Annotated in this window: 18 protein-coding genes; 6 read left to right on the top strand and 12 right to left on the bottom strand. The window is 39.6% G+C overall.

Translation table 11 applies throughout. The features are described from left to right. Positions 1-2: 2 nt before the first annotated feature. Positions 3-296 carry a helix-turn-helix domain-containing protein gene (locus ACOJR9_RS00725; protein ID WP_420934534.1) on the bottom strand — a complete coding sequence of 98 codons (294 nt, stop codon included), beginning with the start codon at positions 294-296 and terminating at the stop codon, positions 3-5. A 175-nt stretch (positions 297-471) separates the two neighbouring features. After that, positions 472-582, bottom strand: coding sequence for a MipA/OmpV family protein (locus tag ACOJR9_RS00730; RefSeq protein ID WP_420934535.1), 111 nt, complete (start codon positions 580-582; stop codon positions 472-474). 101 nt (positions 583-683) lie between these two features. Here ACOJR9_RS00730 and ACOJR9_RS00735 point away from each other — a divergent pair, with 101 nt between their 5' ends. Together ACOJR9_RS00735 and ACOJR9_RS00740 are read left to right on the top strand one after the other, a co-directional pair. Further along, positions 684-839, top strand: coding sequence for a hypothetical protein (locus tag ACOJR9_RS00735; protein WP_420936013.1), 156 nt, complete (start codon positions 684-686; stop codon positions 837-839). Between the two features lie 194 nt (positions 840-1,033). Further along, on the top strand, positions 1,034-1,426 hold the full coding sequence (locus ACOJR9_RS00740; protein WP_420934536.1) for an OsmC family protein: 393 nt from the start codon (positions 1,034-1,036) through the stop codon (positions 1,424-1,426). Between the two features lie 44 nt (positions 1,427-1,470). Here the strand turns inward: ACOJR9_RS00740 and ACOJR9_RS00745 are convergent, their stop codons facing one another. From ACOJR9_RS00745 to ACOJR9_RS00775, 7 genes are all read right to left on the bottom strand, one after another. Further along, positions 1,471-2,754 (bottom strand): type II toxin-antitoxin system HipA family toxin, encoded by a 1,284-nt coding sequence (locus tag ACOJR9_RS00745; RefSeq protein ID WP_420934537.1) that lies wholly within the window; start codon positions 2,752-2,754, stop codon positions 1,471-1,473. 1 nt (position 2,755) lies between these two features. Next, entirely contained in the window at positions 2,756-3,019 is a 264-nt protein-coding gene (locus tag ACOJR9_RS00750; RefSeq protein WP_420934538.1) for a helix-turn-helix domain-containing protein, read from the bottom strand. Positions 3,020-3,293: 274 nt separating this feature from the next. Beyond that, entirely contained in the window at positions 3,294-4,103 is an 810-nt protein-coding gene (locus ACOJR9_RS00755) for a substrate-binding periplasmic protein (RefSeq protein ID WP_420934539.1), read from the bottom strand. A 111-nt stretch (positions 4,104-4,214) separates the two neighbouring features. Beyond that, on the bottom strand, positions 4,215-5,027 hold the full coding sequence (locus tag ACOJR9_RS00760) for a hypothetical protein (RefSeq protein ID WP_420934540.1): 813 nt from the start codon (positions 5,025-5,027) through the stop codon (positions 4,215-4,217). Positions 5,028-5,106: 79 nt separating this feature from the next. Beyond that, positions 5,107-5,649 (bottom strand): plasmid pRiA4b ORF-3 family protein, encoded by a 543-nt coding sequence (locus ACOJR9_RS00765; protein WP_420934541.1) that lies wholly within the window; start codon positions 5,647-5,649, stop codon positions 5,107-5,109. Between the two features lie 271 nt (positions 5,650-5,920). Further along, complete coding sequence (locus ACOJR9_RS00770; RefSeq protein WP_420934542.1) at positions 5,921-6,079, bottom strand: hypothetical protein; 159 nt, start codon at positions 6,077-6,079, stop codon at positions 5,921-5,923. Positions 6,080-6,089: 10 nt separating this feature from the next. Next, complete coding sequence (locus tag ACOJR9_RS00775) at positions 6,090-6,809, bottom strand: zeta toxin family protein (RefSeq protein WP_420934543.1); 720 nt, start codon at positions 6,807-6,809, stop codon at positions 6,090-6,092. A 517-nt stretch (positions 6,810-7,326) separates the two neighbouring features. Between ACOJR9_RS00775 and ACOJR9_RS00780 the strand changes: the two genes are divergently transcribed. The 3 genes from ACOJR9_RS00780 (at position 7,327) to ACOJR9_RS00790 (ending at position 10,030) form a co-directional block, all read left to right on the top strand. Next, positions 7,327-7,830, top strand: a complete 504-nt coding sequence (locus ACOJR9_RS00780) for a hypothetical protein (protein ID WP_420934544.1) — start codon at positions 7,327-7,329, stop codon at positions 7,828-7,830. Positions 7,831-8,100: 270 nt separating this feature from the next. Continuing rightward, on the top strand, positions 8,101-9,096 hold the full coding sequence (locus ACOJR9_RS00785) for a thymidylate synthase (protein ID WP_420934545.1): 996 nt from the start codon (positions 8,101-8,103) through the stop codon (positions 9,094-9,096). Beyond that, on the top strand, positions 9,086-10,030 hold the full coding sequence (locus ACOJR9_RS00790) for a hypothetical protein (protein WP_420934546.1): 945 nt from the start codon (positions 9,086-9,088) through the stop codon (positions 10,028-10,030). Before ACOJR9_RS00785 ends, ACOJR9_RS00790 begins: the two co-directional genes overlap by 11 nt. Here the strand turns inward: ACOJR9_RS00790 and ACOJR9_RS00795 are convergent. The 3 genes from ACOJR9_RS00795 to ACOJR9_RS00805 all read right to left on the bottom strand — a co-directional run bounded on the left by ACOJR9_RS00795 (position 10,027) and on the right by ACOJR9_RS00805 (position 12,711). Continuing rightward, complete coding sequence (locus ACOJR9_RS00795) at positions 10,027-11,115, bottom strand: ImmA/IrrE family metallo-endopeptidase (protein ID WP_420934547.1); 1,089 nt, start codon at positions 11,113-11,115, stop codon at positions 10,027-10,029. The genes ACOJR9_RS00790 and ACOJR9_RS00795 overlap by 4 nt on opposite strands. Before the next feature lie 420 nt (positions 11,116-11,535). Continuing rightward, on the bottom strand, positions 11,536-11,742 hold the full coding sequence (locus ACOJR9_RS00800) for a hypothetical protein (RefSeq protein ID WP_420934548.1): 207 nt from the start codon (positions 11,740-11,742) through the stop codon (positions 11,536-11,538). Positions 11,743-11,871: 129 nt separating this feature from the next. Continuing rightward, entirely contained in the window at positions 11,872-12,711 is an 840-nt protein-coding gene (locus ACOJR9_RS00805; protein WP_420934549.1) for a replication endonuclease, read from the bottom strand. 258 nt (positions 12,712-12,969) lie between these two features. On the opposite strand from ACOJR9_RS00805, the gene ACOJR9_RS00810 reads away from it, so the two are divergent. Then, positions 12,970-14,631, top strand: coding sequence for a DUF262 domain-containing protein (locus tag ACOJR9_RS00810; RefSeq protein ID WP_163111986.1), 1,662 nt, complete (start codon positions 12,970-12,972; stop codon positions 14,629-14,631). Positions 14,632-14,783: the final 152 nt, after the last annotated feature.

The raw sequence follows: 14,783 nt of genomic DNA on the forward strand, positions 1-14,783 counted from the left end.
TGTTATACCCACTCGTCGTTACTTACATCAGAGTGGCTTCGCTTTTCAATCAAACTAGGCGAAAGCGACGGTGAGGCAAGCTTGATACCTAGTCCATGCAGCACCGCAAATGTGGCTGCTAGAGTGCAATTGCTATTGCCATTTTCAATTCGAGATAAGGTGTTGATACCCACATTGCATAGTGCGGCGCAATCAGCGAGTTTCATACCCATCGCCGTGCGCTTTGCTTTAATGAGTTGCCCCAGCACATGCGCCTCATTTATAAACTGTGCCTGAGGCATTTTTGAGGAAGTCACTTTTTTGCCATCTAATATGCACCAATGCTGACATTAATATTCTTCAGCACTAGTGATCATAGATTGATATTAATGAATAACAAGTTTATTAACCGTTAGTGGTGATTTAAAGTGAGAGATTAATTTCATCATAAATATTCACCAGTAATGGTGAACTAATGAGGTGATTTTTTAATTAGAAAATATAGATCAAGCCTATGCCCACTTCCGTTTCATAATTGCTGCGCGCGATTGGGCTATCTCTTACCTCACTACTGTAGTACTCAAAAAGCGCTTCGCCATACACCTGTAAACTTTCGTTGATATAGTGTCGGAACGTATAGTCAAGGCCTACTGATAGCGGATGCCCTCGACGATGAAGGCGTGTTAATTCATCGTTCTCATTGGGTGCATAAAAATCACGTTGATAGAATGCGCATTTCAGGCAGTGATGCGTGGTGCGAAATGTCCAATGGCGCAAAGTTGCCTATTAGTAGGGGCAAGCGTAAGCTCGTAAAGCTGTATTTTGGTAATGAAACGAAGGTGCATAATGAAAAAAGTTGAATGTTTTTGTTTAACTCCACTTTAATGCGCTACGTTGTTCATTAATTTGCGCGGCATTGTGTTGATAAATGCCGTTTAAAAACGGTGCTTCACTATTGTTAACGTCATAGCGCACAATAACCTTGACTCCGCGTACAACTCCTCTCAGGATCAACACATCGTTTATTAGCTTAATTGAATACAAGGTTACCGTTATGAAAATAGATATCGCGCTTTTAGAAGGGCAAAAACTACAGGCCAGTTTTGGCAAACATCAAATCATCAGTGACCAAAGCGTATCTGCAGGGGGCGATGAGTCTTACCCTGAGCCGTTCGATTATTTCTTAGCTAGCATGCCGTTATGCGCAGCGTTTTTTATTCGCAAATTCTGTGAAGCCAGAGACATCAGCACAGACGGAATTAGTATTAGCCAAGACCATAGCAGCAATGCCGAAGATAAATTTAAAAAGGCATTTGCTATTAAAGTAACCTTGCCTGACGATTTCCCAGAGAAATATAAAAAGCCACTTTTGGCGTCTGCCAACAGCTGTACAGTAAAAAAAGTGATTCAGGCAATGCCAGAGTTTAGTATTGAAATTGATGAGTAAAATGTAGAGTGAAGAGCAACAAGTGAGTTAAGCAGCCTCGTTATTTATCGTAATTTTTTAGCTGCTTGCTTTCTTAATCCGGAAAATATGGCGTCTGCCACATAGGCTGGAAAACTGTCGGGAATTTTGTCTTCTACGATAGCAATAGCGGTTTCAACATTATCGACAAAATATTCATAGTGTGTCGCAGCTTTATCTACGGGATAAGAAATGCTTCTAGCAGTTGATATAAAATGACGAGGCTGAATGTCGTTCCACTTCCAGTGGTTATTTTTGCCTTTTAACGACATCGCCATTTTTATTTTCTGTGGTTGTAGCGCTTTTTTAGACATCACTGGAAAGGCGGAAAGCACATCATAAAGAGGTGTCATTTTGTATGAGTTTCCAGGCTCTAAAAATACGCTAAAATTTTTGCCATGGCCGTCGATGGCTGCGATTAACCAAAAGAAAATCTGAGTTTTAAAAAAGGTAGATCTGTCTTTCACGTTTGAAGATGCTCTCAGCAAATTTAAACAATCAGATATCCCTGGGCCGCCATCCGACTGGTACTTTTGAGCAGATGAGAGCCCCATAGCCTGACAAAAATCCTCTTGAGGCAGACGCATAAGCCATGAGTTATCAGAAGCGTATTTACGATCGAAGCGTTCAACGCTTAAAACCTTCTGCTCGTTAAAGTAGAGCACTTCTGAATTAGCTACGCTAAACCCGAAGGCCCTTGCAAGCTCTAGGCAAATAAACTCGTTTTCACAGCTATCAGTTAGATCGATGCCTACCTGAGGTAATTCACCCATTGGCAACTTCATTATATGACTTGTAGGTGTTGAGCCAGTGGGCTTAGCCCACTCATTACCCACTTTAAGTAAAGCGGTTTTCTCCTGAGCACCAGCAATTGAAATGCGAAAGTCGTCGTCAATGTCCATTCCAAGCGGCGAATGTTTGTAACCTTGCAATAACCTTTCAATATCTTGAGTGGACAACACGTTATAGTTGAGTTGGTTAACCGCTTTTGGTTGCTGTGAAGATAGTTGAATAGCACCCACACAATCTTTACCTATTGCGGCCAAAAGGTCGAAAGCATGCCCAGAGCCGACATTGAACTTAGCCTGTATCTTATTTCGTATATTTGGGTTATCGGGAAGTAAATTGTCGAAGAAGTTATACACTACATCGCCAGAATATTTTTGCTTAGTAATGGGTAATGACAATGATATTGGGCGTGTGCCTTGACGATGCATCCACGCTTCTGCATAAGAAAAATGTAGGCCACCGTTCTTATCTTTTGACAATGTACCTACTGCAGTGCCATTAAGGCTTACTAACAATTCCATATTACCATTCCTGATCCCAGCCACCTTTCGTACTCTTATCATTTTCACTTACATGTCTGGGTTTAAGCTCAATAGAGAGCTCTAGCTCATGGGCAATTTTAAATAAAGTGTCAATTCGAGAGGTTCCTGCAGAATTCTCAATCGCAGAGATAGTCTTTTGTTTTAACCCAACATGTTCAGCCACATCGGTTTGCGTTCGATTTAGCTTATTTCTATGCAGCTTTATGTAATCTGCGAGTTCTTTCGAATTATTGAGCTTCACCATTTTTCTCCGCTATTATCACCTTCGACTTCACTTTCGAGGGAGTATGAAATCTCGATACCCTAAAAGGTATATAAGGTTAAATATACCCTTACTGGTATACATGTCAATTTATACCTTATGAGGTATAGGATGTTGCTTTGAGGAATTATCATTAATAGCGTTGTGAATGTGCACTAATCTTTTAGAAAGTAGTTCAGACAATGCCAGAGTTTAGTATTGAAATTGCAGAGTAAAATGTAGAGTGAAGAGGAGGTTAGTGAAACAGGCCCTGCGTTTATTCAATATGGTGTACATCAAAAGGCGTATCAAATACGCCTTTGCTTTTTACAGCACGTAGCGCGTCGCTGAATAATTCTGCTAGCGCCGCATGTTCAGAGCGCCTCGACAGTGCAAGGTACACTTTTCTGTTCTCCGCAACATGAAAGGGTTGTTGCGAAATTTTGTCTGACAGGCCCTGCTCGTGCAGCAAATAGTTAAATCGTTGCTCAGAGCCTACAAATGCATCAATACGTTTATTAAGTAGCAAATTAATAAGCTGAAAGTGTGTGTTGGCTTCCACTCTCGCAAAGCTAGTGGCCTCGTCAAATTCAGGGAAGTATAAGCTGTGACGTAAAAGGCCGACAATTAGCCCATCAAGGTCGGCAAATTCATCAATGGAAATGTTTGAACCTTGCCTAGCGTAAAAGGTTTGCACACTGCCTGGCGCAACAGGCGGTTCAACAAAGTGCAAAAACTCGGTTCTTTCGGCGCTATAGGTTAACCCAATAAAAACGTCTACCAGCCCATTTTCAAGCAAAACAATGCAGCGGGCAAAGGGGCATTCTACAAATTTCAAACGCATATTCAGCCGTTCGGCAATGAGTTTCATGGCCGTTACGTTTGTGCCAGCAGGGGGCTTGCCTTCGGACAAAATAGAGTAGGGCGGGAAATGATTTATTGCAAAGCGTAAAACGGGTTGGGTTTCAGGCCACTGCGTTTTATTTGCATTAGTTTGCTGCGCAGGCTCAACGTTGATATGTGTTTCACTGGCTAGCCCGACGCTTACTATCGCTAAAAAAGAAAATATTGCTGCTTTAAATACCATGCACTCCCCATAGAAGTTTTAACGAATTAGCTACGTTTAACTAAATGCTTATCGTGTGAACAAGTATAACAGACTGTACAAACCCTTTGCGTTGGCACGTTTAAATTTAACTCAATCGACAATAACCACAACAGCAGAGTGATAGGTAATACTTAACGGGCCGCTGGTAACAAAGCGCTTGAATTTAGGGTTGTCTGTTCTATACAGCGTAACTTTGGTTGACGCCATAAACCCAAGGGGTAATGGCAATGGGTGGGTATCGAAAGAAAAGTTGTACATTACGTATGCGCGAGCATTTTCAAAGCGCAGTTCGTAGGCGAAAAGCTGGTTAGCTACATCTACCTCATAAATGCGCATATCTGCACGAGCAAGTGGGCCATACTGTTCAATAAAAGAGGTAAGCGTTAGCACCTCAGCACTCATTGTGTTTGATGGCGGGCTAGCTAACACCGTTACCGCCTGTAGCATTTCAAGCAAGCGGCTTTCCCGGCCCGATAGGCTAGAAGACAAATTAGCAGGTAAGCCAGAAGGTAAGTTAGCAGATGAACTAGCAGATGAACTAGTAACTGCAGCGCAAGCTTGCTCTGTAATATTTGTCGGCTTAGCGGTACTTTCTTTAGCAGCAGTCTCTTCATCAAAAACAGGTTCTTTGTCAACCAGAGCGTTAATTAATGCTTCATGCAGTATTGCCACATCTCGCTTATCGCTGTTTAGCGTAAAAAAGCTGCACAATGCGTTATTCCACACGCGACTACGCCATGGCTCGGTATAACTTGGCTTAGGTTCGTTCTGCTGAGTTTGAAAAAACCAAATAGCGCCAGCCAGTGCAAAGGTGCATAGCAGCGAGATAAATATCAGACCTTTTTTGATAACAGCCTCGTTTGTTTGAGTGTGTTGGGCAATTACAGTCTGCTTTTTCTTCAAAAGCGTGGATGTGCCGGGGTTACAAACGGCCTGAAGCCGTCTTTGCTAAATTACGCAGTGCAGCTTAATGTAGAATCAATTATTTGATGCAATTTAACCGCTCTTGAATACGGCTTGTATCAGCATGATAAGGGTCAAAGTTTTCACCACACCATTCAATCATTTCTTCGTACTCTTCATCTTCAGGGTCGGCAATCACACGCTTCAGCTCTTCATACCCTGGTTCACCACCACAATCTTCGGGTGGACATGCCCCTTCCGCTGATATGATGAAAAACGGGTGTGGCGGTAATTGAGTTGATTTTTTAACGAATATTTGATGCTCCCAATGATCACCAAAGTCATAAATATAGGTAAAGCGTTTGCTATTTCCCAGCAATTTGTGAAGCTGCTTTCTGCGTTGGTCAATTAAATAATCATCATCAAAATCGAAAACTTCTCCATAGTGCTCATCGCCAAACGTAAACATATGCAAATGGTAGCCATACCAACCCATTGCTTCGTTAATGACTTTACTGAGCTTTATCAGGGTAATGTTTTGCGGCACTGAGACCACTCTTCTCACTAAAGGAGACGAAACATTTTTCAAGTGGATGTCTAATATAAAATGAGCGTTTTTCATAGAATTACCAACATTTTCTTGTGGTTAAACAGCGTTTGAGGTTTTTAGCTATATCCTATTATTACCGCTATTAAATAGCCTACGCAGGTGCATGTAAGAAACGACGGCACCATAGTTTTGCTGTATTTACGTGGGGAATACGCAGATGCATTAAGTTTGGAAAACCAAGGTGATGTCGATAAAATCAACGCAACTAGAGTTAGATTTAATTCTGTTTTTTTAAATCAAAAAAGCCGTTCATTTGAACGGCTTTCGTAATAAAATCTGTTAATTATCTACAAGCTTTAGCTTCTTCAATCATGGCTTTTTGTACCGCCACGGTTTCTTTTATAACCTTATCGAAGAATTTTCTTTTCTCTCTAGCTGAACTATTTCTTACAAATTCAGAAAAAGGCGTAGACTTAACTTTTTCACGAGATTTAGCAAACATGTCGTACTCCTTATTTTGTTGAATTACCTATGCCAGCTATGGCTTCAAGCGATGCGCGATTGTACTTTTTGCCTAGCAAAGAGTCAATATCGCTAACATTAAAGTATGGTTTTTCTCTTGTTCCATCAAGGTTTTTCTCCATAAAAATAATATCTATTTGATCTTTAAATATTTTCTTGAGCTCACTAACAACGGCTTGAGATTTAAGAAATTGATCAACAAAAACCTCAGGTGGAACCCTTCTGCCTTCAACAATCTCACGTGCCTTTACCAAACACCATGCCTGCTCAGGATCTTGATATACAAAGATTATCAAAACATAACGCTCTTTTTTTAGTGAGCGTTCAATATTCGACTTTGCTTTCTCAAAACTAGATAGAGTTGAATCAAGCAAAAAGCTTACCTTTTTCTTCAAAGCCCGATCATGAATAGCCTCGACTAAACGAGTTGCTGCATCCTGAAAAAGAGGCGAATTTAACCCCTTGTAATCTTCAAACTCTTTCCTTAGTTCATCATTTTCAATATGAACAACCTCTACACCGTGCTCTTTCTTAAACTGAGAAATCATACTCTTAGCAGTTTCAGTTTTTCCGGCGCCCGGTGAACCAGCCATAAATACCGATACAGCACTTTCTTCTTCTGGCAAATGATCAATCATGTTTTTGGCAATAGTTTTTTTCATCGCCTTAGCTTGAGCTATCGCTTTATTTATAATTTCTTCATCGGTCATACGGTATAAAACTCAAGGTTTATTGATATTAATCATAGGCGTTAAACATTCCTGTAGGCTCAGTCCGCTGTGGTTGTAGTAATCACCACCTACATAACCTGCAATACCGGTAGCTATTGCAACAGAAACGTTTTCATTCCAATGCCAAGTTACTTTTTAACTCGTTGGTATCTACGGTATCTGTCTAAATCGCGCATATTGCTAGTCGCTTTTCGATACCTGAACAACTGTATTCAGAGGGCTCAAAGTTAGAAGCTGAAAAAGCTGGCGATGAAATAAATAGTATCGTGATTAGGATAATTAGTTTGTTCATAAATCTTCCTTGATGTGTGGTGAACCGTTGAAAGTTAAGATTAACATGGCTCAATTTAATCACGAAGTGTTTAGGTGCCAAGCCAAGCTTAACTGACTTATTTCTTAGTGTATTGCTAGATTTTAATTACACGCTAACAGCGAAAATGCGTACCATCAGCAAATCAACGGTTGCACAGAAAAGCAGGATAAATGGAGAGCCAACGTGGTTTACCGCGCTATTATTAACGCCTTTATCGACAACATTTCCCATCCACGGTTTTATCGGTCTATCGAAGATATCGCTATACGGCTAAATGCAGTCGACCCTGCGGTGCTTTTTATGATGGCATGCAGCGAAAATAATGTGGCTCAAAAATCAACAGGCAATGAAAACAATATAAATAGCATTGCCTCAGCGGCAAAGCAGATTCTGGGTTATGCGCTTACCTCTGCTGGTTACACAGAAGCCATGATTGCTGAAGACTTCGAAATACTGAAAAGCAGGCGAGCCAATGGATTATCTTCCAGTGAGCAAATATTACTGGAACAGCTCACTTTGCTTAATTCCCTTATAAACAACGATATCGACTTTAACTTCTTGGCGGTTTGCCTGTTTTTGTATAAAGAGCAGCCCGATGCGTATAGTAAACAAAGCGTAAGCTTGGATGTAAAAAGTAATACGGCCACGAAAAGATTGATGTGTTATATAAAGCAAAGGCAGGGTTGAGAGAGCACTGAAAAGTTCTTGTGTGCTTTCTCGGAACGAAGCGAAAGTTTAGCCACTAGCTTGACGCAATAGGCCCTAGCCTCCGGAGGCAAAGGTCGCGTGTTCGAATCGCGCCGGGTGTGCCATTTTTAAAGGGCTGTAGCCTGATTCTGTTTTCTTGGAACTATTTTCTTTGAAATATGTAGCAAATGTGTAGCATAGTGCGGCGCTATAATTTTGCTCGATATACTGATAATATTTCGAAAAACGACCAAGGAATTAGGTTTAAAAATGGAAATTCACGGTGAATCAATAGATGAGCTCATAAGAGCGAGTCTCTGTCTGTTGTTTTCTCAAGGAAAGGAAAATACACCCACAAAAGGTAAAAACCTAGAACTAACAGGCGTTCTTCTTACACTCTCTAACCCGCTCAATCGAATTAGCAGAACTGAAACTAAAAATACCCTATTCAGCTGCTTAGGTGAATTATTTTGGTACTTAAGTGGGTCAGATAATGTCGACCATATGATTTATTATCTATCGACATATTCGCGTTATGCTGAATCAGACGGAACTGTCGGTGGAGCCTATGGCCCCAGGTTGTTAGGCACACATAATTCAGTCAATCAACTTGAAAATATAATTTCAATTCTTGAGCAAAAGCCCTCATCTAGGCAAGCCGTTATTCAGATTTTCGATAAGTATGATCTTGTTAATAGAAAAAATGATATTCCTTGCACTCAGACGCTGCAGTTTATTCTTCGGGATAACTTTCTAGAGCTAATAGTTACAATGAGGTCCAATGACGTGTTTAGAGGACTTCCGCACGATATTTTTTGCTTCACAATGTTACAAGAGCTGGTTGCTAAAGAACTGTCAGTTCGTTTTGGAAAGGAAATTCGTCTGGGCAACTACAAGCATTTTGTTGGTAGTTTTCATGTTTATGAAGAAGATTTCGAACATGTTGAATCCTATCAACAGGAGGGATATCCAAGCATTCAACCAATAATGACATCGATGCCTTTGGAATCATACGGATTACTTAATGACGTTGTGAAAATGGAAAAGAAAATTAGGGAAAGCCAACAGACGGAAGTTTTTGAGAGTGAGTTTCCAAATTATTGGTTAGATTTAACGATGTTATTGCTGATATTTAACACCTACAAGCAAAACAGCACAAATAGCTTACCAAGAATCAAGCAACTAATGGCTAGTCTTACCAACAAGGGATATAAGCCCGTTGTGCAAAAGCTATTAGATAAATTGGGTAATAAGAATGACAAATAGAAAACAAAAACAGATTGATTGTGTATTAAAAAAGCTAAATCAAGTTAGTGGAATTGATTTGCCAGGAATAGAAGACCCGAACAGAAAATATGTATTCGTACAGCAAGTAGTAGATAGCATACGCAGAATTGAATATGTTCAACATTTGAGTCAAACAAAACTAGATGCTTTAAGAGCGAATCCCTACTCCGAGTTGTTTGATCCACTTAAAGCCGCAGTTATTAATATAAGGGAAGATAAAAAAGATGAAGCGTTTTGGCTCTTGTTTTTGGCTACTCACTTCGGAAAAGCGCAAGCTTACGGGTGGAACATTGTTGCGGATGTTTACGGAGGAAGAGGTGAGTGTGATATTTGGACATGGGACAATATAACAAAAAATTTTAGTGACTTTGATACTTGGTTTAAACGAGCTAGTGTTGATATATCGAACGAAAAAGAAAAACTAAAGTTCAATAATCATAGAAAATATCAGTCTTTTAGATATGGTACGGCTTGCTCGGTCCCAAAAGTTATTAAAAGTTACTTAGACTTTGTTGGGGCACACCATAGTCACGCAGCGAAAATAGCTGAAGCAGAATATGCGACTGATAACGATAAGACTCTGATGTTTGATTACTTTTATAAAGGAATGAAAAAAAACGTAAAGTCTTTTAGTCGATTGGGGATCTTTGATTTGCTGACTATGTGGAGTAAATTGAATCTTGTGGATTTTTACCCACAATATGCATACATAGCTGGTTCAACTGGCCCTAGAACGGGAGCAACATTACTTTTTTATGGGTATGAAAGTGGCATAGGTGCGAAAACATTAGAGTTTAAATTAGCTGAGCTCAGTGACCAAATGGCCTTAGGTCCCTTAGCAATGCAGATCCTTGAAGACTCTTTGTGTAATTGGCAAAAATCACCGGATAGATATAAATTGTTTAGAGGTTAATTAAATATACTATCGGTATCATATCTGACCTTCAATTTGTTGAGATAGCTGGGCGCAATATTTCCGGAATGTTGGAGTTGACCCACAACTATGCCTTTGGCGATACCAACTTTCTTAGCAAATTTAACAATTTTTCGTAAATCTCTATGACTCAGAGTAAGCATCTCATCTCTATAATTTGACGGGATAAGAACTTCTTGAGCAAAGTCGTCGGCCTCTTTTTCCTCTTGTGTATCAGCTATATTCTTGCCTTCTATAAATACAGAAGTAGAGCTATGCAACAGTAAATGTCCTAACTCGTGAAAAAGCGAAAACCAAAAATGATCGTCGGTTTTGTACCTAAAACTCAATACTAAAATTGGCTGCTTTTCCTGAGAAAAAAAAGTTGCCCCACTTGCTCTCGTACCTTTAGGTGTAGGTAGTATTACTAGGTTTACACCACATGAAGCTAAAATATTTTCGAGTTTAGGTAAAAAACTTAGAGGGTTGTGGTCAAGCGTTAGTGTTCGAATTTCAGGAATACAATTGGCTAGTCTCTCGGAATCCCAACTTGAAATAGACTTCTCAAAGGCAATTTTTTCAGCTTTATATAACCAAGTTAAAACTGATTCTGGTGAATTATCAAAAGAGTTGGAAGTTCTGAAGGCTACACTGGAAAGCCGTTCGGAAAACTTAACTTCCCAATCTTCCATAGACTCAGAATTAAAAAACTCCAGACATGCTTGGAATTTATCCCATGTACGAAGACCTTTGGGTATCCAATTCCATTTAACCATGTCCGCTAAAGGAAGCTTGTTTAACCACTGGATGCGTTCATCGCGAGCAGCTTCTACTTGTTCTCTGTATCTATTTTCACGATTTATCCAGAAACTAGCAGATACTTCAGTAACTAATTCGATACTTTTCGCCAGTTCTTTTGTGATTGATTCGTAACCTGCAAGCATTCTTTCACAGAAATCGAGCTCAATTCCAACGAGGCTGGAAAATTCTTCGATATCAACATCTCTTTGAAATAGAATAGAGCGGATAGTTTCTCCTGGTGGAGAAGCCCAATTGGGGGAAAAACCCAAGCTATTACTCATCATATATCCCTATTGAAACGATCTTTAGTCTGTATACATTTGACCAATTGGTGCTTGGTTCATGTAATTGAGAATTGTTGACTGCAATGAGTACTGAATCTTCGTGCAAAGGGAAAAGCAAAGCTGGTGCTCCGTTATGTAATACAAACGCATGTCGTCTGAAAGTAAGCACCTCTGAAGCATAATCAGCAGCATCAAAATCGAATAACAGCGGCTTTAGCTGTATTGCGCATTCACGCCCCAATGTTTTTTCCATTGTTTTGATATTTTCACAGATACTTCTCAGTTTAGGAGATAGAAAAAATACTTCCAAACTTTTAAAACTTAGTCCCTTTAGTGATTTGTGCATTATGCTCGATAATTTATACTTTTTCCAGACTAGTACACTTATTTACAGAACTCCAAGTAAAAGCATCTGAGCCGCTACGCGGCTCTAGTGCCACGCTTTTCTAATCGCCATTCGTGAACTCTGGTAATGACTTCTTCTTCACCTAGCTTTATTCCTCGAAGCGAAATTGAAACTATCCCATCAAAGTAACTTTGTTTAAGTTCACCTGTTTCTGTATCGAGTTTTTCTTTATAAAGAGGCCGAATGGCCTGTTCGTTGCGCTTACAGAATACTCCACCCATAAGTTTTACAAAGTCTGCCCACTTGCCTTTACCCGCTGCTTCGAAAATGTCAGTGAAGTGTTCAGTTTCGTTGCAAAGCGCCTTGAGTCTTCTTAGTTCGCGCCATACAGTAACAGCCCCTGCTCCTAATTATTGAAACTGACGTATTCCCCAACAACTAGCCCATGCTTCTACACGTTGCGCTGCTTCAATAGCGTTGCCGCCGTCAATATCGCTATCTAGATTCGCACCGTTAACGTTTTTACTTACATATTTAGCAATGTAGCCCGTTGCACTGCCTCTTGAATAATCAATATCTTTAAAATCACAACGGTTTTCCTTAGCGCCTGCTTCATCGCCGTCTTCTCTAAGCGCGTAGTGTTCGATAACGTTTTTAAGCTCGTTCGCTTGGTGCTGTTCTAAGAAAATAAGCATGTGCCAATGTGGTGTGCCATCGTGTTGTGGTTCAGCAATACGGAAGCCGTATAGCTTAATATCCTTACGGTTCAAATCAGCGCGAATAAGCGCCCACATATCATTTAAATACTGCTGTGCTTCATAAGGCGTTGAACCATCCCATTTTGGATTTCGGTCTCCGGACGTAGCGTATGTGTTATGAAAGCGAGAAGGGCAGGTAATCGTTACAAATAAGGCTTTGTGGTTTAGCGCTTTAGCAATATTCTCGTAACCAGTCATGCGTGTCATAAGTTCATTTTTACGATTTACAGGGTTAGATACATTTTTATCTGACAATTCAGCAAGCGAAAACGACTCTTTATTTTCGTTAACGATAACGAGATTTTCGAGCATTTGCCTCTGGAGTTCTTTTTGAATTAAGCGATATTTTACAGTGTTAGCACTACAGTACTTTCCTTTTCTACTGTTTACCTGTCCTAGGTGAATTTGCACTTTTTCTTCTGTACGGCGTAGCACCTTCCGTAATTTCCGAAGCGACCAGTATTTGTCCTGCATTCTTTTTAGGTTGAGCATTCTTCGATCACTTTATCTCAACTAATAAAATGACCGATAGTAAGTTAAAACATTGTAAAGGCTAAGAAAATAATGGTAATTCTTAATGGTTTTGATATTGTTCTTCAGCTAAATCTTTATAACCTTTCTAGGCGGATAAATGTAAAATTTAATACAGTCAAGAGAGTTTAAGGACTGGCACTAAATACTTCTTGGTGCAAACCAAAGATAACTAGAATTACAAGTGGCTCAAGCTCAAATAATTAATGGATACTGAAAATGGAAGCAAAAGAATGCAAAGTTCAGGACATACTCACTGAAAACAAAAGGTTCGTTATACCTCCTTATCAGCGGCCCTACAGTTGGACGCCAGATAACGCTTATCAGCTTGTAGAGGATATTTACCAGAGCTTCATTTCATCTGAAAAAGAGTATTTCATCGGAAGTATGATTTGCATTAATAAGGGTGATAATTTATATGAGGTAGTGGATGGGCAGCAGCGCTTAACTACACTTAATATTATCGTATCTGAGTTAAAGACACTGATAACACATCAGGGTGTAAAAGACGATCTTCAAAAAAGAATTCTGCCGATAGATGTCTATTCAGATGAGGCTGACGAACCACGCCTACTAGTCAGAGAAAAAGAGAGAGAACTTTTCAAGTTTTACCTTCTACAAGGTAAGAAAGAGTATAAGCCAGAAAAGCCTACATCTACACAGCTTCTATTTATCGATAACTCAACTGCAATCAAAGAGTTTTTGGTTAAGTTCGACGAAGTCACTTTAAAAGGGTTTGCTAAGTATATTTTACAAAATGTTTTTGTCGTTTTCGTTCAAACGAACGATATAGCTTCCTCGTTCAGGCTATTTAATGTTCTCAATAATCGCGGCCTTCCCCTTGGAAACGCAGATCTCTTGAAAAACACTCTTTTTGAATACGCTTCGTCTAATAACAAAGACGCAGTACAAATCGAAAATGCATGGTCGCAGATCGAAGACTTAGTTGGTGTGAGCAGAATTGATAAATTTCTTTCGTTACACAAGTTGTCGGAGAAATTAGACCGCGATAGAGTACTCGAAAAAGGATTGGAGTCCTTCATTTTTAATTTAAATGAAGAGTATGGTGGAGATCCGGTCGAGTTTGCACTTATGCTAGTCGGCTCAGCAAAAAACTTCACTAAAATTGAGGATGTTGATTTCGAGCATCCTGGTATTAGAAGAAGAATTTTTTCTTTAAGAAACTTAAATACAGATGAATGGTTACCGCCACTTTTAGCATTTCTGAATAGAATGACACGCAAAGAGAGTTTGGAATTATCACAATTCGCAGATTTTCTTGAGGCATTCGAGAAGGTTTATATGCATGGGTGGCTCAAGAAACAGGTTAAAAGCCAACGTGAAAAAGTATGTTATTCAGCGTTAGTAGCAATTAATAATAACCTCGATTTTTCCGATATTATAAATCATGTTTTACAACATGCTGATAATGAGGGAGTGAAGGCTGCTCTTGATGAGGATTTATACGAACCAAGACCTAACCAAGTAAACTTAATTAAAGCTCTATTATTGAGAGCTGACGTGGAACAACAGGATGAAAGTGTTCTTAAAACTTATACAGGCCGAATTACTATCGAGCATATCGTTCCTCAGAAGCTTGCTAATCAATATTGGAAAGATAGATTTGATACTGAACAACATGCCTTATGGCTTCACAAACTGGGAAACTTGACTCTGATAAGCGGTTCCAAGAACTCTGAGGCGCAAAACAGTGATTTCATAAAAAAGAAAACAATCTATGAAAAACTCAACAACCGAAGTTCTTTCGATATCACCAGGGACCTATGCAGAGAAGATGACTGGAATCTTGAGCGCTTGAAAACTCGCCATCAAAGGTTAAAGCAGTTGATTCAGACAGTTTGGCTAATTGACAATAAATAACTTATTTTGCACTGCGCATAGGCTCTGTAACTCTATACCTAAGCACGAACCTAATATACTTACTTCTGTTACCGTAGCCTTTTTTAAAAATTGAAGCCCTAGTGCCCAATGATTTACTTCACAAATTTTCTAGGGGGCATTCCGACTGCCCC

The organism is Alteromonas ulvae, assembly GCF_048987005.1.
Taxonomy (GTDB): domain Bacteria; phylum Pseudomonadota; class Gammaproteobacteria; order Enterobacterales; family Alteromonadaceae; genus Alteromonas.